The 17,823-nt window shown below is 62.8% G+C and carries 17 protein-coding genes; 13 read left to right on the plus strand and 4 right to left on the minus strand.

The window, feature by feature from the left end:
- Positions 1-2: 2 nt before the first annotated feature.
- The gene (locus BV071_RS13050; RefSeq protein WP_265594386.1) at positions 3-1,481 is read right to left on the minus strand and encodes a hypothetical protein; all 1,479 of its coding nucleotides are present in this window, start codon (positions 1,479-1,481) and stop codon (positions 3-5) included.
- 169 nt (positions 1,482-1,650) lie between these two features.
- Here BV071_RS13050 and BV071_RS13055 point away from each other — a divergent pair, with 169 nt between their 5' ends.
- From BV071_RS13055 to BV071_RS13080, 6 genes are all read left to right on the plus strand, one after another.
- Complete coding sequence (locus BV071_RS13055) at positions 1,651-2,805, plus strand: vWA domain-containing protein (protein ID WP_035607551.1); 1,155 nt, start codon at positions 1,651-1,653, stop codon at positions 2,803-2,805.
- 56 nt (positions 2,806-2,861) lie between these two features.
- Positions 2,862-3,377, plus strand: coding sequence for a rhodanese-like domain-containing protein (locus BV071_RS13060; RefSeq protein ID WP_081885971.1), 516 nt, complete (start codon positions 2,862-2,864; stop codon positions 3,375-3,377).
- A gap of 47 nt (positions 3,378-3,424) precedes the next feature.
- The gene (locus BV071_RS34255; RefSeq protein WP_075090900.1) at positions 3,425-4,384 is read left to right on the plus strand and encodes a rhodanese-like domain-containing protein; all 960 of its coding nucleotides are present in this window, start codon (positions 3,425-3,427) and stop codon (positions 4,382-4,384) included.
- Between the two features lie 47 nt (positions 4,385-4,431).
- The gene (locus BV071_RS13070) at positions 4,432-5,133 is read left to right on the plus strand and encodes a response regulator transcription factor (protein ID WP_035607555.1); all 702 of its coding nucleotides are present in this window, start codon (positions 4,432-4,434) and stop codon (positions 5,131-5,133) included.
- Positions 5,130-6,878 (plus strand): HAMP domain-containing sensor histidine kinase, encoded by a 1,749-nt coding sequence (locus tag BV071_RS32905; protein WP_052573295.1) that lies wholly within the window; start codon positions 5,130-5,132, stop codon positions 6,876-6,878. Before BV071_RS13070 ends, BV071_RS32905 begins: the two co-directional genes overlap by 4 nt.
- Before the next feature lie 103 nt (positions 6,879-6,981).
- Positions 6,982-8,745, plus strand: coding sequence for an ABC transporter ATP-binding protein/permease (locus BV071_RS13080; RefSeq protein ID WP_052573296.1), 1,764 nt, complete (start codon positions 6,982-6,984; stop codon positions 8,743-8,745).
- A 361-nt stretch (positions 8,746-9,106) separates the two neighbouring features.
- On the opposite strand, the gene BV071_RS32910 is transcribed toward BV071_RS13080, so the two are convergent.
- Complete coding sequence (locus BV071_RS32910; RefSeq protein WP_052573298.1) at positions 9,107-9,655, minus strand: AraC family transcriptional regulator; 549 nt, start codon at positions 9,653-9,655, stop codon at positions 9,107-9,109.
- A 205-nt stretch (positions 9,656-9,860) separates the two neighbouring features.
- Here BV071_RS32910 and BV071_RS13090 point away from each other — a divergent pair, with 205 nt between their 5' ends.
- The 4 genes from BV071_RS13090 to BV071_RS13105 are packed head-to-tail and all read left to right on the plus strand — an operon-like array spanning position 9,861 to position 13,356.
- On the plus strand, positions 9,861-10,985 hold the full coding sequence (locus BV071_RS13090; protein ID WP_075090901.1) for an ABC transporter substrate-binding protein: 1,125 nt from the start codon (positions 9,861-9,863) through the stop codon (positions 10,983-10,985).
- Positions 10,986-10,992: 7 nt separating this feature from the next.
- Positions 10,993-12,003 carry an ABC transporter permease subunit gene (locus BV071_RS13095; protein ID WP_035607558.1) on the plus strand — a complete coding sequence of 337 codons (1,011 nt, stop codon included), beginning with the start codon at positions 10,993-10,995 and terminating at the stop codon, positions 12,001-12,003.
- Positions 11,997-12,791 (plus strand): ABC transporter ATP-binding protein, encoded by a 795-nt coding sequence (locus tag BV071_RS13100; RefSeq protein ID WP_052573300.1) that lies wholly within the window; start codon positions 11,997-11,999, stop codon positions 12,789-12,791. The genes BV071_RS13095 and BV071_RS13100 overlap by 7 nt, the downstream gene beginning before the upstream one ends.
- Before the next feature lie 46 nt (positions 12,792-12,837).
- Complete coding sequence (locus tag BV071_RS13105) at positions 12,838-13,356, plus strand: hypothetical protein (protein WP_035607561.1); 519 nt, start codon at positions 12,838-12,840, stop codon at positions 13,354-13,356.
- Here BV071_RS13105 and BV071_RS13110 read toward each other — a convergent pair.
- Positions 13,349-13,825 (minus strand): hypothetical protein, encoded by a 477-nt coding sequence (locus BV071_RS13110; protein ID WP_035607564.1) that lies wholly within the window; start codon positions 13,823-13,825, stop codon positions 13,349-13,351. The genes BV071_RS13105 and BV071_RS13110 overlap by 8 nt on opposite strands.
- A 90-nt stretch (positions 13,826-13,915) precedes the next feature.
- On the opposite strand from BV071_RS13110, the gene BV071_RS13115 reads away from it, so the two are divergent.
- Both BV071_RS13115 and BV071_RS13120 read left to right on the plus strand, forming a co-directional pair.
- A complete protein-coding gene (locus tag BV071_RS13115; RefSeq protein WP_035607566.1) occupies positions 13,916-14,365 on the plus strand; it encodes a pyridoxamine 5'-phosphate oxidase family protein in 450 nt (149 codons plus the stop codon).
- Positions 14,362-14,844, plus strand: coding sequence for a hypothetical protein (locus BV071_RS13120; RefSeq protein WP_035607569.1), 483 nt, complete (start codon positions 14,362-14,364; stop codon positions 14,842-14,844). Before BV071_RS13115 ends, BV071_RS13120 begins: the two co-directional genes overlap by 4 nt.
- A gap of 409 nt (positions 14,845-15,253) precedes the next feature.
- Here the strand turns inward: BV071_RS13120 and BV071_RS13125 are convergent, their stop codons facing one another.
- Complete coding sequence (locus BV071_RS13125) at positions 15,254-16,186, minus strand: type I phosphomannose isomerase catalytic subunit (RefSeq protein ID WP_035607572.1); 933 nt, start codon at positions 16,184-16,186, stop codon at positions 15,254-15,256.
- Positions 16,187-16,343: 157 nt separating this feature from the next.
- Between BV071_RS13125 and BV071_RS13130 the strand changes: the two genes are divergently transcribed.
- Positions 16,344-17,823: DNA translocase FtsK 4TM domain-containing protein (locus BV071_RS13130; protein WP_035607576.1), on the plus strand; the 1,480-nt coding region annotated here is incomplete at its 3' end.

The following is a 17,823-nucleotide window of genomic DNA, read 5'->3' on the forward strand; positions in this document are numbered from 1 at the left end:
TGTCACTCCACTTTGATGAAGAGCAGCAGGCAACGGCCGGGATCCGATTTCCCGAGACCGGTGAAGCGGGTCCCCGTCCCGACCAGAGTCCACGCGCCCGCAGTCACCCGAGCTGTGGTGTTGAAATGACTCGAGCCGAAAAGCGGCATCTTGCAGTCGGGAATCCATTCACCCCCATCTTCAATGCGGCGCGAAACGGTGTCTCCCAGCCGGATCACATGGCGGCACTCCAACTCCGCCAGCAGGCCCGACTCGTCCTGCGCCGGCTTGAACTCGATCGTCGTGCCGGTATTGCGGGTCTCGAAGCTAGTGGCGAGGCCGGCACCGGCCAAGCCGGGCTTTGAGTCCACCTTCACCCGCTCGAAGGTTCCCAAGCCTTCCACCATCTGACCGTTTTCCTGCTGCTTGTGAGGACTCTGCCAACGCCTCAGCACCGTCCTCTCGTCCATCGGCTCATACTCGGTCGGGTAAATCTCCTCACGGATGTTCTCCAGCATCCATTTGGAAGCGCCTTTGCCAAAGCTATCGCCACTGCTGATCACGGCGGTCCCGCCGGCCCTGCGCATACCCTCCACAAGCTCCCAGGCGCCTGACGGGATGTCGCCCGGTTTCTTCGCGCGCTGCCATTCGGAGAAGGCGGCGTGCGGGACTTCCACCAATTCGTAGGAGAGATGCCGGGGCATCACGACTTCCGCGGCCGGCTTGGTCCGGGCCGCGAAAGCTCCTCTCAAAAAGACCAAGCGGGTCTGCGCACCCGCTTCGCGCTCCTTCTCAAGCGGATCAGCACGTGCGATGAGCTGGTATTTTCCGATCGGAAGAGGGTTGGGGGCTTGGGCGGCAGGGGTCACCACGATGTCCCGCTGCGAATTGAACGGATTCAGGATCAGATCGTGATCCGCCCCCCAAGACGCTCGGATGCTGCGGAACTCCGGCATGAAGATATCGTCCGGCTGGTGCGTCCGGGAGGAGAGAATGTCCCAAGCCCGGCTTCCGGTATAAGTGACATCATCCACCCAGAGCGATAGCTGCGGTCCATTTTGCGGATAGGTCGCCGGGGCGAGTTCAGTCGAAAGGCCCGTGTTCCGCGTCTCGAAGGAAGTCGGCATTGGCCAGACTCCAGCACCCGGGGGCTCGTATTCGGTGGGGTAGATAAGTTCCACGATCGACGCGAACTCCGACTTCCTGTCGGCCACGCCGCTGCAGACCACCGTGTGCTCCAAGGTGGCCTTGCCCTCGCCGATCCATTGCTGCACCACGGCACGCAATCCGTCGGCATCGTTCACGATGTTGTTCTTGCGGATCCACTCACCGACGAGATCCGGCGGAGCAAGAATGTATTCGAGCACGGCGACATAGGAATCTCCCGGGGGAGTTACGGCCTTCGCCTCCTCGCTCTTTTTCACGAAAGGATTCGGCTCTTGAGCCTGCACCGGAAGCGCCAGTGCCAGCGCAGCAAACAACAGTGAGTATCGGATTTTCATTGGTGATCGGAGCTTGGTTCCACGCTCCGGGAGCCACGACAGCAGATCCTGCGGAGGCCTGCGCCAAACGGCGATGAAGTGTTTGCAAAATCTCCGCAAAAACCGAGGCCTGCGAATTTACCGGCCCTTGACGGACGCCCGCTCCAAACCGGGCTACCAAGGGGATGTTATGAAGACATTCATTTCTCTCTCACTCTTCTGCACGGCCTTGACCGGCAGCGTTCTCGCCAAAGGTGCCGTCGAGGGCACGCCGCTGCCCACGGATACCCCTCAGGACAAGGTCCAGATCGCCATCCTACTCGATACATCGAACAGCATGGACGGCCTGATCGGCCAGGCGAAGACCCAGCTCTGGAAGGTGGTAAACACCTTCACCACCGCCAAGCGCGACGGCAAGGCGCCCTTCGTGGAAGTGGCGCTCTACGAATACGGCAACAACGGCCTCAACATCGCCAACAACTGGATCCGCCTGGTCGAGCCCCTGACCCGCGACCTCGATGAGATCAGCCGCGAGCTCTTCGCCTTTCACACCAATGGTGGCGACGAATACTGCGGCGCGGTGATCCAGCGCTCGCTCGCCGATCTGTCCTGGGACCCCTCGCCGCGGACCTACAAGGCGATCTTCATCGCCGGTAATGAACCCTTCACCCAAGGCCCGGTGGACGCCCGCCAAGCTTGCCGTGATGCACACGCCAAGGGCATCGTAGTGAATACGATCCACTGCGGCAGCCGCGAGGAAGGCATCGCCGGGGCATGGCACGACGGGCCCGCGCTGGCCGAGGGGAAGTTCCTCTCGATCAACCAGGACAAGGCCGTGGCCCACATCGATGCGCCGCAGGACAAGGAGATCGCGAATTTGGGAATCGAGCTCAACAAGACCTACCTCGGCTACGGGGTGCTGGCCCGCGAAGGCATGGCCAAGCAAGTCTCCGAGGACGCCAACGCGACCGCGAACGCCGCCGCCGGCTCCGCCCAGCAGCGGGCGGTTTCCAAAGCCAGCGTGAACTACTGCAACACCTCGTGGGACCTGGTCGACGCCTGCCGCGATGGCACCAAAAAGCTCGCCGATGTGCCCGTGGACCAATTGCCCGAGGCCATGCAAAAGATGACGCCCGCCGAGCGCGAAGCCCATCTCGCCAAGATGAGCTCCGAGCGCGCGGCTCTGCAAAAGAAGATCGCCGACCTGAATGTCGCCCGCGAGCGCTTCGTCGCGGAGGCCGAGAAGAAACAGGCCGAAACCAGCGGTGAACAGACGCTCGACCAGGTAGTCGTGGCCACCGTGAAGGCCCAGGCATCCAGCGTCGGCTACAGCTTCGGCGAGTGAATTTACACAACATTGACAGACCCCAAGCCCATCCACCCCTCACCATGAAGCGCTCCATGAAAACCACCTGCTTCTCTCTCGCCGCCGCCGGCCTCGCCCTGATGGTCGCTGGCGTCGCGCTCGGCCAAGAACCACCGAATCCGAAGATCGACTACAAGGGCTTCCAAGCCCTGACCAAGGAGCTCGAACCGATCCGCGAGCAGCACCGGGTCTCGGAGGATGAGTTCATCCGGCTCGCCAAGGAGCCCGGCGTCCTCGTCCTGGATGCCCGCACGCTCGACAAATACGAGCAGATCCACGTGAAGGGAGCGAAGCACTTGGCCTTCACCGACTTCACCGATGAGGCCCTCGCCAAGGTGATTCCGGCCAAGAACACGAAGATCCTCATCTACTGCAACAACAACTTCGACGGCGAGCCGCAGAACTTCCGCAGCAAGGCCGTGAGGGTGTCCCTGAATGTCCAGACCTTCATCAACCTGCACGCCTACGGCTACACCAATGTGTATGAGCTGGGGCCACTGCTGGACGTGAAGACCACCAAGATCCCCTTCGAGGGCAAATCGGTGAAGTAAAGCAAGCCCCGCTGACCCATTGCGTCCGTGCCCGCTTCGATTGAACCATGAAGCCCATCATCATCTCCACCTTCGCCAGCGTGGCTTTTGGACTCTCCGGATTTACCTTCGGCCAAGAGCCGCCGAATCCGAAGATCGACTTCGACGGCTTCCGGGAAGCTTCCGCCGAAGTGGCGAAGCTCCGCGAGAAACGCAGGATCTCGGAAGCCGAGTTCCTGCGACTCGCTGCCGAGCCGGGAACCATCGTGCTGGACACCCGCAGTTGGGAGGCTTTCGAGCAGTTGCACGTGAAGGGCGCGCGGCATCTCGACTACTCCGACATGAGCGCGGAGACCCTGGCCAAGGTGATCCCGGAAAAGGGGACCAAGGTGCTCATCTACTGCAACAACAACTTCGAGGAGCAAAAAGTCGAAGCCGGGCAACTCTTCCCCTCCAAGATGAGGCGGGTCGCCTTGAACATTCCCACCTTTGTCACCCTCCACGCCTACGGCTACACGAATGTAAACGAACTGGCCCCCTTGCTGGACCCCAAGACGACGAAAATCGCCTTCGCGGGCACGGCGGCGGCCGAGCAAAAGGGCATGAAGGGAGCCGAAGTCCCGAACTGGGTCGTAGGCGAGATGGTGAATGTCACCGCGGATGGTTCGCTTGCCAAGGAGGCTCCGGACGAATCGCAGCAACACCCCGTCGGGTTCCCGGCCTTCGAGCAACTGAGCATCCGCAAGGACGAGAAGAACGGCGGCTGGATCGTTTCCGGCACGGTCTGCTCCACCAATAGCGGGATCAGGTACCAAGGCGTCGCCATCTACGCCATCTACGGCCAGTGGACGAAGCTTATCGGCATGTCGGACATGAAGGGCGAGGTCCTGCTCCGCATCTCTTCCAGCGCGGACAAGGAGGGCAAGACCGTGACCCCGGACTTTCTCTTTGTCGGAGATCATCCCGATGCCCCGCCGCTGCGGGAAGGCACCCGCCTGCGGAGATATCCGCTCGCGCCACGGAAATAAGCCGTCTTGCCGGATACCCGCCCTTCCGATATTCATGCCAAGCTGCAATGCCCGATACCACCATCCTCGTGATTGAAGACGACCCGGCGATCCGCCGCGGGGTCGTGGATGCCTTGGAGTACGGCGGCTACCGTACTTTGGAAGCCGGCGAAGGCATCACCGGGCTCGATCTCGCGCTCAAGGCGAACTACCGCCTGCTGCTTCTCGACCTGGTCCTGCCAGGCCGCGACGGCTTTTCGATACTCTCCGAGCTGAAGAAGAACCGCCCCGGCCAAGCCGTGATCATCCTCTCCGCCCGCGGCGAGGAGAATGACCGGGTCCGCGGCCTGAGCCTCGGGGCGGATGACTACGTGATGAAGCCCTTCAGCGTGCGCGAGCTGCTCGCCCGGGTGGAAGCGGTGCTGCGGCGGACTTGCGAGCGCCCCCCGCCCACGGAGGAACGCACCCTGCGCGACGGCAGCCGGGTCGACCTCACCACCGGTCGCATCGTCTTCGAGGACGGCACCGACAATATCCTCTCCGATCGCGAGACCGGCCTGCTGCGCTACCTCCTGGACGCCGCCGGCCGCACCGTCTCGCGCGATGAGATCCTGCGCCACGTCTGGGGACTCGATCCCGAGCGCACCGAGACCCGCACCCTGGACATGCACATCATGCACCTCCGCACCAAGCTCCGCGACCGCAGCCAGGAAATGCTGGTGACGGTGCGCGGCAAAGGGTGGAGATTCCACGCGGAACCCGAACTATGAGCAGGCGCGGCAGAACCGTTTGGCTGGTGCACGGGCTGATCGTCCTTTGCGCGGCACTGATCCTCGGCGCGATGGCTGCGCTGACCCGCGGCGTGGTGAACACCGAGCGCAATCGCGCGAGCATGGAGATGCACGCGAACGAGCAGGAACAGGTCCGCCTCGCCCTCTGGCGCATGGACGCCGCCGCGGCCAACTGGATCGCCGACGAGGCCCAGCGCCAAGTCCCCGACCCCGTCGCCAAGCCCGGCGACAAGCGCGAGGTGAAACTCCGCTTCGACGCCCGTGAGGATGGCCTGCTGCTGGCCGACGACCCGGACAAGGTGCCCGAATTCTGCACGGCTGTGGGCCTGAACAGCAAGTCGCAGGCCTTCTCCGCGATGTGTTCTCAGATCCCGGAGATCCCGAGCAGTTGGTCTACTCCCATCCCGCCGGTCCAGGCTGACCCCTTCCAGCAAAGCGAAGGCGTCTCGCAAAACCAGCAAGCCGTGATTCCCCAGTCACGCGCCAGCAACGCCTATCAGACCTTCGCCAACTCGAAGGAAATCGCCGACCGCGGAAAGGCCGTCAAAAACGCGGTCGAAAGCGGGAAAACGCAGTTCGAGGCTTGGAACGCCAACAGCGGCAACAACATCGGCTTCACCAATGTGGGCGACTGGAACTTGCTCCGCAGCAGCTTGCCACGCCCCGCCCGCTTCGGCGATGAACTGCTGCTGCTCCGGCACCTGCAGTGGAAGCTGCCCAGCGGCATCACCTCGCGCTCGATCCAAGGTGCATGGATCGACGAGACCGCCATGAAGGGACTTCTGTTAGGCGAAATCTCCGACCTCCTTCCCGGCTCTATTCTGGTAAATTCCACCGAAGCCGATGCCGATCAGGGCAACGCGCTCGCCTCCTTCCCCTGGAAGCTGAAGCTGGCCCAAGCCGTGGAGATCGTGCCGCCGCTCCCGGATACCATCCGCTATCCACTGATCGCCGGTTGGTGCGCGGCGGTGGTCGCGATTCTGGCAGCGTGGTTGCTGGTGATCGGCCTGCTACGCCTGAGTGAACGCCGGGCCTCCTTCGTCTCCGCGGTCACGCATGAATTACGCACCCCGCTCACCACCTTCCAGCTCTACTCGGACATGCTCGCCAGCGGCGCGGTGAAGGAGGAGAAGCGCGGCGAATACTTCCGCACCCTGCGCCGCGAGGCCGAGCGGCTCTCGCATCTGGTGGAAAACGTCCTCGCCTTCTCGCGGATCGAGCGCCGCTGCGGCATCTCCGCGCCGACCACCCGCATCGCCGGCGAAATGGTCGCACCGATGGTCGAGCGCTTCCGCGGCCGCCTGCAAGAGGCTGGCATGGATCTATCCATCGATCCCGAGGACAAGTCATGGGAGACGCCCGTGAAGGCGGACCCCGCTGCGGTCGAGCACGTGCTCTTCAACCTGATTGACAATGCCGCCAAGTATGCGGCTCGTGGTATCGTGCGGCTGGATGCCGAGAACAATGGCCGCGGCCTGAAGATCCGCGTGAGCGATGAAGGCCCCGGCATCCCGCCCAAGGAGCGGGGACGGATTTTCCACGCTTTTCACAAGTCCGCCGCAGCAGCAGCCGAGAGCCGGCCGGGAGTCGGCTTGGGCTTGGCACTCTCGCGGCGCTTGGCGCGTTCCGGCGGAGGAAACCTCGAATTTGTCGCGGGAGAGAAGGGCGGCTCCAGCTTTGTGCTGACCTTGCCGTCCTGCGGCTTGGGCGTTCCGCTGCTGTAGCAAGGAAAAGCGGCCGCGCAGATCGCGCATTTGTTAGGTTTCACGCCGTGGAACAAGAAAATCGCTGGCGATCAGGCGATTCCGCGCTGACTGGTCCGGCCCAATGGATCAAGCCCCCAAGTTCACACGCCACGTCTGGGCCCAGCTCTGGCGCCTGATCCGCCCTTATTATTTCGGCCGCAATCCCGGCAAGGCATGGCTCCAGTTGGGATCCCTGATTGCCCTTTCCGTTGCCGTCACCGGGGTCGGGATCTGGTCCGGCTTCGTGATGAGCGACGTGATGAACGCGATGGAGAAGCGCGATACCCCCGCCTTCAGCGCGAGCCTGTGGATCTACCTGGGCACCTTCGCCGCCACCATTCCCCTCGCGGCCTTCTACCGCTACGTCGAGGAACGGCTGGCCCTGAATTGGCGCGATTTCCTCGCCCGCACCCTTACCCTCCGCTACTTCTACAACCGCGCCTACTACCGCTTGCTCTCCCAGGAAGAGATCGACAACCCGGACCAGCGCATTTCGGAAGACGTGCGGAATTTCACCTCCACCGCGCTGTCCTTCTCCCTGATCGTGATCAATTCGATCATCCAGGTCGTGGGCTATTCCAGCGTGCTTTGGTCGATTTCAAAAATCCTGATGGGCGTCCTGATCGGCTATGCGGTCTTCGGCACCTTGTTCGCCTACCTGATCGGCCGGCGCCTGATAGGCCTGAACTACCTGCAATACGAGCGCGAGGCGAACTTCCGCTACAGCCTGGTGCGGGTGCGGGATAATGCGGAGTCCATCGCCTTCTACCGCGGCGAGCGCCGTGAGCTGCGCGACCTGCGGGCCCGGCTGGGTGGCGTGGTCGGCAACATGCTGGTGCTGATCCGCTGGAACCGGAACCTGACCTTCTTCACCACCGGCTACAATTCGCTCGCCCTGATCCTGCCGATGGTAATCGTCGCGCCGATGTTCATGCGCGGCGAAGTGCAGTTCGGCAAGATCGGCCAAGCCACCGCGGCCTTCGCAACTATCCTGGCGGCAGTGTCGCTGTTCATCACCCAGTTCGAGCGCCTGAGCACCTTGGCTGCGGGAATCACCCGTCTTGGTGGGCTGTGGGATTTCCTCGACGAGCGGGACGTGGAGGATGACTTCGAGGCGGAAAGTGACCAGATCGAGATCGATGAGGAGCAGCGCACCATCATCCTCGAAGACCTGACCGTCTCCACTCCGGGCGGAGGCCGCGAACTACTACGCGACTTGAACTTCCGCCTGCCACCGGGCAAGAGCCTCCTGATCATGGGCGAGAGCGGCTCCGGCAAGAGCTCGCTGCTGCGGACCATCGCGGGACTCTGGACTTCCGGCGCTGGCAAGATCGGCCGCCCGCCCTATCGCAACATGATGTTCCTGCCGCAGCGGCCCTACATGGTTCCCGGCTCGCTGCGCGCCCAGCTGGAATATCCTGGCTCCGGGCGTAATACCGATGACGAGGAATCCCAGGAGGTACTCGAAACCGTCAATCTCCCGGATCTCGCCGAGCGCGTCGACGGCGACTTCGAGCGCGAGGCTGACTGGGCGAATATGCTCTCACTTGGCGAACAGCAGCGCTTGTCCTTCGCCCGCCTGCTGCTCAAGAAACCCGCCATCGCCTTCCTGGATGAATCGACCAGCGCGCTCGACGAACCGAATGAGGAACGGCTCTACCAGTACCTGCGCAAGCATCACTACACGTACGTCAGCGTCGGCCACCGCTCGACCTTGCTGCAGCACCACGACTGGCTGCTGCGGATCGGCAAGGACGGGAACTGGGAACTCTTGAAGGCCGCGGATGCCCTGAAGGAGAAGGAGCAGAAGGCGCGCGAAGAGCTGGAAGCGGCGGCGGCAAGGTAAGGCCTTTCTATCTCTGAATATGGTGTGGGGCAGTATCCCGCCCCTAACTGGCCAGCTGCAGGAAGTGGTCCCGGCTCAGAAGCCCCAAAGGGGCGGCCGGGAGAAAGCCCAGGGTAAGCAAGCGCAGCGCGCGCAACCCTGGGTGAGCACCGCCAAACCCACGTCCCCTGAAGGGGGACCAGGAGTAGGGTGACTCCCCACCGCCTTCTTATCCGCGACCTCCTTGCCTCCCTTCAGGAGGCCATCTCCTGCCGCAACAAACCAAGGCCGCGCTATCGCTTGCCTTGGGCTATCTCCCGGCCGCCTCTTCTCGAGGCTTTGGAAAGAACCATCATCCTCCACCCCAAAACAAAAGGGCCCATCAATCCACAAAAGCATTCCCCGGTTGCCACCTCCCGCCAAACCGCCTCGATCCCCTCGCGCCTTGCGGCACATCAGGATTCGTCCAGCCCGGCTCCCAGCGGCCGGACCCATAGGAAAGCTCCGCCGGCACCTCGCCCACGGTCATCGTCACGAAAGTCAGGCCGGGTGCTGGCAGATTGCCGGCCGTTTCCGGGAGCTTGACGATCCGTGGGCGGCTCCTCCAGTCGCTGGGCAGCACTCCCTTCTCCGCTAGGAAGGCCTTGGTGAAATGGCTCAAGCTGCCGTAGCCCACTTCGCCCGCCACCTCGCTGATTTTGTGCTTCCCGCCGGAGAGTAGCTTCGCCGCCTGCTGGATACGGATTTCCCGCTGCCGGAGGCGGATCGTCTTGCCAGTGCGCTCGTGATAAAGGCGGCAGAGCAAAAAGCGGGTGATCCCGATTTCGAGTGCCAGAGCCGGTAGGTCGATCGGCTGGCCATAGTTCTTCTTCAACCAGCGGTCGACAGTCGCGGTTAGGAGCGCGTGTTGATCTTTCGAGAGACGGGGCATCGCCAGATGAAGTCGTTTCGGGGCGGCGGGAGATTACCTCGGAAGCACGCCACGGACCAAGCCAAAGTGCAACTCACCGCCACTTTAAAGTGCAATTCATCGCTACGTTTGGCGTTACAAAAAAATTGCAAATCTTGGGTCGCTACGGTCTTTTTCGGTCATGAGGACTTTTCCCTCCCTCCTGAGATTTCTAGGCGCCGCCGCCGTGGGCACCTTCCTTCTTGCTGGCTGCAAGCAGAAGAGCGTGCAGGCGGAGAAGACGGCCGATGGTCTGACCAAGATCAAGGTCGGCTACATCGGCCTGACCTGTGAGGCCCCGCTCTACGTGGCCTACGAGAAGGGATACTTCAAGGAGCAGGGTATCGACGCTGAGCTGGTTAAATGCGAGTGGGGCGTGTTCAAGGATCTGGTTGGAATGGGCACCATCCATGTGGTCCAGCAGCCGATCATGGCCTTCCTCAAGCCGATCGAAGAAGGTCTGGATGTGAAGCTCACGGCCGGCATTCACCGCGGCTGCCTGCGCGTCCAAGTGCCGCTCGGCAGCAGCATGAAGACGGTGCAGGACCTCAAGGGCAAGCGGATCGGCGTGCCCGGCATGGGCACCCCGCCCTTCATCTTCGCCAACCGCGTGCTGGGCGACAATGGCCTCGATCCCCGCAATGACGTGCAGTGGAAGGTCTTCCCCTCGGCCGAACTCGGCCTGGCTCTGGAGAAGGGTGAAATCGATGCGCTAGCTTGCTCCGAGCCGATCGGCCTGCTCCTTCTCTCGGAGAAGAAGGTCCAGAACATCGTCGACCAGACCACCGACGAACCCTACGCCTCGGAGTATTGCTGCGACGTGATCGTCAACGGCAAGTTCGCCGATGCGAACCCCGATGCCACCGCGGCGCTGACCAAGGCCATCATGAAGGGGGCCAAGTGGGTGGAGACCAATCCCCGCGCCGCCGCCAAGATGTCGGTGGAGAAGAAATACATCGCCTCCAATCCCGAGCTGAATGCCGACGCGATCAGCCGCCTGCGCTACGTGCCGAGCATCGAAGGCGGCAAGGTCGCCATCCGCGGCGCCGCGGAAGGCATGAAGCGTGCTGGCATCCTCAAGCCGGACATGGACATCGACGCCTCGATCAAGAAAATCTACCGCGAGTATCCGGGCGTGAACGACGAATGGATCAAGGGCTTGGACATCGAGAAAGTCGCGATGGGGCAGGTCGAGAAGAACCAGTCGGAGCTGGTCCAACAGGAGCTCGCCACCATCGGCAGCCCGACCGAGATCAGGACCTGCTGCAACCCGGCCAACAAGGCTATGGCCTCCAAAACCACCACTCCCTAAGCGAGCAATGGCTGAGTCCTCCTCTTCTGTCGCCTCCGCCACCCCCGAAGCCGTCGCCGTAGCCCCGGCCCTGCGGAAGGGCCTGTTGGCGAAGATCGGCTTTCCCTTGGCCGTGGCAGCAGCTTACGGCATTCATGCTGCGGTCTCCAAGCAGGAGCCGGAGCTGGAGACCCGCAACTACACAATCTTCCTCGCCGGGCTCGGTGGGCTCGGCCTGCTGGCCGGCGCCTTGCAGCTCTTCCTCGGCGGCTTCCGCCGCTGGATGCAGGAGATGTGGCCGATCCTCTCCGCCGCCGTACTGGTATTCGGGGTGCTGGAGATCGTGACCACCGGAGTGCGCCTGCTGCCGCTGCCCTACTTTCCCAGCCCGCCGAAGATCCTGCAGAGCGCGATCCAAGACCGTGTGCTGATCTGGGAAAGCACTTATCACTCCTTGTTCCTGCTCATGCGCGGCTACCTGCTGGGCGTGGTGATGGGAGTCGTCACCGGTGTCTGTATCGGCTGGTTTAAGACCGCCCGCTACTGGGGCATGCCGGTGATGAAAGTGGTCGGCCCGATTCCGGCCACCGCGTGGATTCCGCTGGCTCTGATCATTTCGCCCTCGGCCACCCTTTCGGCGATCGGCCTGATCGCGATCGCGGTGTGGTTTCCGGTGACCATGCTGACCGCCTCCGGCATCGCGAATACCCGCTCGTCCTATCTGGACGTGGCCAAGACCCTCGGCGCGAAGCCCTCCTACCTGATCTTCCGTGTCGCCATTCCGGCCGCCATGCCGAACATTTTCCTCGGTCTCTTCATGGGCCTCGGTGCTGCCTTCCTCACCCTGGTGGTGGCGGAGACGGTCGGCGTGAAGTCCGGCCTCGGCTGGTACCTCGGCTGGTCCCGTGAGTGGGCCGAGTATGGCAAGGTCTTCGCAGCCCTCGGGATCATGGCGATCTTCTTCTCCACGATCATGACCGGGCTCTTCGCACTCCGCGACCGTGTGCTGGTGTGGCAAAAAGGAACGATCAAATGGTAAGCAGCCCCAGCCCTCAACAAGTCGCGGAAGGCTCCGCGCTGCGCGTCAATGGCGTGAGCAAGCGCTTCGTCTCGCCAGACCGCAGCGAGTTCACCGCGCTCGACAATGTTTCCCTCTCGGTAAAGGCCGGCGAACTGGTTTCGCTGGTCGGCCCCAGCGGCTGCGGCAAGTCCACCCTGCTGCGGATGATCGCCGGCCTCGAAACGCCGGACAGCGGCGAGCTGCTGGTAGGTTCCGAGCAAATCACCAAGCCCTGCGCCAGCCGCGGCCTGGTCTTCCAGGATCCGAATCTCTTCCCCTGGCTGACTGTGCGGAAGAACGTCCAGGTCGGCCCCACCGCCCGTGGCGTGAAAGGCGAGACCAAGCAGGAAGTGGAGGACTTTATCCGCCTCGTTGGCCTGGAGAACTTCGCCGACGCCTTCCCGCATCACCTCTCTGGCGGCATGGCCCAGCGCGTCGCCTTGGCCCGCGCCCTGATCAATCACCCGCAGATCCTGCTGCTCGACGAACCACTCGGTGCGCTCGATGCCTTCACCCGCATGCGCATGCAGGATGAAGTGCTGCGCCTCTGGCAGGCCCGCGGCACGACCATGGTCTTCGTGACCCACGACATCGACGAGGCGATCTACATGAGCACCCGGATCGTGATCATGACCCCGCGCCCCGGCCGCATCGAGGAGATCATCCCCGTCGAACTGGAGCGTCCGCGCGACCGCAGTTCACAGGAGTTCCTCGAGCTGCGCGGACGAATCCTGAAGATGCTGCACTTCGCCGGAGACCAGCATTGAAGGCCGGAGCTCGGGCAGGAATGATCTGCCCCAAGCTCCCCTTTTCATGAGCAGCAGCGACCGCTCAACCGACACGCGCCCACCCAGCCGGGACAAACGCAGCAAGGGCCGCAGGCTCCACCCCGCGTTGCGATCCATCGCGCTGTGTATCGGTTGGATCGTCACGGGCGGAGCCCTCGGCTACGGCGTACTCTTCCTGTGGATCGATTGGAACTTGTTCGACTTCAATCCCAAGTTCGACGCCACCTACGCAGGCCCCATCGCCGCGATCCTGATCGCCTTGGCAGGGTGCGCAGGCTTGGCCCTCGCCAGTAAAGACTGGGGCAGCCGGATCGTCTCCCTCCTTGTCTGCCTCCTACTGATTGCTCTCGGTGCCAATTTTCTTCCACCGGATCATGTCACTCACGGCTTTCTCGGCAGAAGCACACCGACACCGTTCTGGTTTCGGAGCAGCTTGGCGATGACCCTCTGCCTTCCCTTCGGCTTATGGCTCCGCTGGCCCTTGCATTTCTGGCTCCTCTCGATCCGCGAGCGCAGGATGCCTCATCCTCCGGTGATCACTTGACTCCCGCCTTCTTCTTCAGGAAGCCGAGCACCTTCGAGAAATCCACCGCCGGCTTGGCCTCCGGCTTCGCATCCGGCGCGGCGACCACGAAGACGACCCGCGAGGTCTTGCTCTCGGCGACAACGTTCGCGAGGTACATCCCCGGAGCGAGCTTCTTCTTGTCCATGGTCGCGTCCAGCTTCACCTCCTTCACGTTGTTCGCGAAGATGATCGCCGCCGGCTGGGCTTCTTCCACGCTACCATCTTCCTTACAAGGAAAGGCATTGATGATGAGCATCGGCACTTCCTTCTCCAGTGACAACACCGCATCCGGCGCGACCGCCTTGTCCACTTGGGCGAAGATCTCGTTGCCTTCCTTCGCCACCGCCTTGGTGCCGCCGATTGTCACGTCGAAGGGATAGATGCTCGGGCGTTCCGCCGCCACGAGAGGCGCCGCCGTGCAAAACAAGAGCGCGAGGAGTTTCTTCATACTCGCCAATTCATCATAGCCGCGAAGACGGAGCAAGACCTCTTGGCTATCCCGGCGTATCAATGGACCATTCGTCCCATCTGAACCATCATGGCCCAGCCCCGACCAGAACCTGTCGATCCCGCAAAGCTTCCCGAACTCGCGCTGGCCACGATGAAGTCGGCGAAGTTCCCGATGCTCGCCAGCGATGACGCTGGTCAACCCCGCCTGCGCCCGGTCTCGCCGGTAAAGACGGATGGCTTCACCGTCTGGGTCGCTAACTTGCGCCAGTATCACAAGACCGTCGAGATCGCCGCCAACCCGAAGGTCGAGCTCTGCTACCTCGATGGCGACCACCACCAGGTCCGCATCACCGGCACCGCGAATGCCGAGACCGATGCCGCACTGCTCGCCGCGATCTGGGACAAGAATCCCCTCCTCCGCTCCTACCTCGGCACCCCGGACAATCCCGCGTTGATCGTTTACCGCATCGATCCCAACCGCGTCCGCTACATGCGTGAGTGGGCGCTGGAGTATCACGAAGTCCCTCTCAATCCATGAAACGCCGTTCCTTCCTGCCCCTGCTTGCCTGCATGTCGGCTCTGCCCGCGTTGGCGGAGGATGATCCGAAGAAGACGAACCTCTTCTACAGCCCGCTATCCCTTTTCAAGGACTGCATCGTGCCGGTGATGGAGAAGCACTTCTCCGCGGAATGTAAGAACACCCTCCGCGGCTTCATTCTGCGAGGGGATAGCTCCAATGCTTTCCTGGAAGCCGATCAGCCTTCCAGCGAGGGACTATTACTGAGCGTAGCCGTGCGCGATGCGGACGAGATTCCCGCGTTCGAGGACAAGAATGAGCAGGAAGGCAAGCTGACCGTGCGCAGCGTCCGCTTCCCCGCCTTCCCACCCGGCCAGAAACCCGAGGAAGCACAAGGCCTCGCCGTCTATCTCACCTACGGCGCCAATGCCGACAAGGAAGCGCTCGCGGCGATCGAGAAATGCATCGACGCGATCAAGAAGACCACCGGGCAGAAGTAGTCCGCACACGCCGTGTGCGGACGAAGCAGTTCTTGTCGCGGACTTCACTTGAGGCCCTCGGGGCAGTCCGCCGCTCCAGTAATCTTTTCTCTGCACCGCCTCTCCCGATCCCGAAGGGATCGAAGCAGCAGTAGCCGGGGGTTGAGCGAAGCGACACCCCCGGTAAATGGCCGGAAAGCATGATTCGATCCCGGAGGGATCGCAGCGATCACCATCCCGCCGATCGTCGCCCCAAAAGGAAAGGGAGAGCACCGAGCACCCTACGGGATCACCATCCTCGAATCGCAAGCCGCTGCGATCCCTTCAGGATCGAGATCCTTCTTCGTCCGCGAACCGGGGGTGTCGCTCGTTCCTCGCTCAACCCCCGGCTACTGTCGCAATGATCCCTTCGGGATCAAAGACAGGCATATCAGGTCGGCAGCGTCGTCCGCAGCAGCATAGCATCGCTCGCGGCCACCACCTTCTCCCCACCTCGCGGCAGCAGGAAAAAGTCGCCCTTCTTGAATCTCTGAAGCCCGCAGCTCACCTCGCCCTCCGCCACCGAAAACACCGAAAAGCGCCCCACCTCCCGGTTGCCGCTGCTCTCTCCCGCCACAAGCTGGAGCTTCTCCACGCGGAAATACTCGCACTCCGCGATCACCGTGCCGCGTGGCTCATCCATCCCCGGCTCGAAGTCCGAGAAGTCGATGCTCGCCAGCGATTGCGCCACGTGCAGCTCCCGCGGCTTGCCGTCCAGGCCCAGCCGGTTCCAGTCGAAGGCCCGGTAGGTCGTGTCGCTATTCTGTTGAATCTCGTGGATCAAGAAGCCCGCCCCGATCGCATGCAGCCGCCCGGAGGGAATGAAGATCGACTCGCCCGTCTGCGGCGCGATCGCGTGCACGCAATCCGCCACCGTCCCGTTTTCGATCGCCCGCTCAAAATCCGCCCGGCCCACCCCGGCCTTCAGCCCGACATAGAGCTTCGCTCCCGGCTCGACCCCGGCGATGTACCACATCTCGGTCTTCGGCTCGCCGCCCAGCTCCGCGGCCAAGGGGGCGGGCGGGTGCACTTGGATCGAAAGGTCATCGCGGGCGTCCAGCACCTTGATCAAAATCGGGAAACGGGCGCTCTTCGGCAATCCCTCCCCAAAAATCTCCTGCCGCTTTTCCGTCCACAGTTCATGGAGCGATTTCCCGGCGAAAGGCCCGTCCCGCACTACCGATTGCTCACCCTCCCGGTCCACCAATTCCCATGACTCCCCGTAGGGCGCGCCGTCCGGCAAGGCCCGCCCATACTGGCGTTCCAGCTCGCGGCCGCCCCAGACGCGCTGCATGTAAAGTGGCTCAAAAACGATGGCTTCCATGGTCCGTGAAGCCCAAGCTGGCCCGCTTCTCGGGACCCCGCAACCCCTCTCCCGTGTCACCAATCGGGCATTTTACACTTTTCCGTATAATCTACGGATCGAAAACAATCTTGCTCCTTAGGCTCTTGCAGGGGATGCTGGCGCGGGAATTTCTGGCATGGCAAAGAGCGACAACCGCAAACGGAACGAGATATCCGAGCCACCTCGATGGTCCAATGAGATCATCGGGATCGCCTTGGCCTGTACTGGCCTCTTGGCCTTTCTCTCGATTATTTCGTACACTCCGAAGGATCTGAACGACATCGGCTTCCTCGAGGGCTTCGCCACCCGGCGTGGTATCGACGAGGAAACGCACAACTTCATCGGCAAACTCGGTGCAGTCATGGGCTTCGTGCAAGCGGGGCTATTCGGCGCGGGCGGCTATCTCGTACCCCTCGCCCTGATCTGGTTCGGCGTGGTGAAGGCGATCTTCGACGGCCGCCTGTGGCCGCGCACCATGATCGGCTTCATCATCCTGGCACTGAGCGCCTCCTCCTTCATGCAGGCGGCGCGCGGGCTCAAGACTCTCGACCTCAGCACCTATGCCGGTGGCATGTTCGGCTGGTTGATCGGCGGCAAAGTCTTCCTGCCCCTGCTGAACCAAGCCGGCTCCCTGATCCTGCTAGCCGCAATTTATCTGATTGCCTCGATCATGCTGACGGGCCAGCCGCCGGTGAAATTCATCAAGGGCTGCTACGCGCTGCTCCAGGAGCAGATCGCGAAATACCAGGAACACCGCGAGGCCAAGGAACTGGCGCTCGCCAAGGTCGACCTGCGCGTCAGCGAGCGCGAGCTGGAACGTGAGCGCCGCCGCAAGGAGCGCGAGACCTCCGCCAAGATGGCCAGCCCCGTGGCAACGCCCGCTCCGGTGGAAGCCGCCGCACCAGCCCAACCCGAGCTGGGCCTCCGCGAGACCCCAGTACCGCAGATCTACGACGCCTCCCAACGCAAGGTCGAGGCCCCCAAGCCCGGCGACAAGCCCTTCGAGCGCAAGAAGAAGGGCGACGATCACCTTTCCCTCTCCACCGCCGGCTTCGAGGACTACGAGCTGCCCGGCTTCGACCTGCTTGACCCGGACACGGGCGAGGAAGCTCCGGAAGCCAACCGCGAGGAACTGCTCTCCACCCAGCGCACCATCGTCGAGACCCTCCGTGCCTTCGGTATCGAAGTCACCCCGGGCGATATCACCCGCGGCCCGACGATCACCCGCTACGAGATCTACCCCTCCACCGGCCTGCGCGTCTCGCGCATCTCCCAGCTTGAGGCAGACCTCGCCCGCGCGACCTGCGCGGAGCGGATCAACATCCTCGCGCCGATCCCCGGCAAGGACACCGTCGGCATCGAGCTGGCGAACTCCACGAAGGTTTCCGTGCCGCTGCGCGAGCTGCTGCAGGACCCCGAATTCCGCTCGGCCAAGAAGAAGATCCCGCTGGCGCTCGGCAAGGATGTCTACGGCAAGACCGTCATCGGCGACCTCGCCGCGATGCCCCACTTGCTGGTCGCGGGTGCCACCGGCTCGGGCAAGTCGGTCTGCATCAACTCGATCATCGCCTCGATGCTCTTCAAGTTCGGCCCGGATGAACTGCGCTTCATCATGG

This window comes from Haloferula sp. BvORR071 (assembly GCF_000739615.1).
In the GTDB taxonomy this organism is placed as follows: Bacteria; Verrucomicrobiota; Verrucomicrobiia; order Verrucomicrobiales; family Akkermansiaceae; genus Haloferula.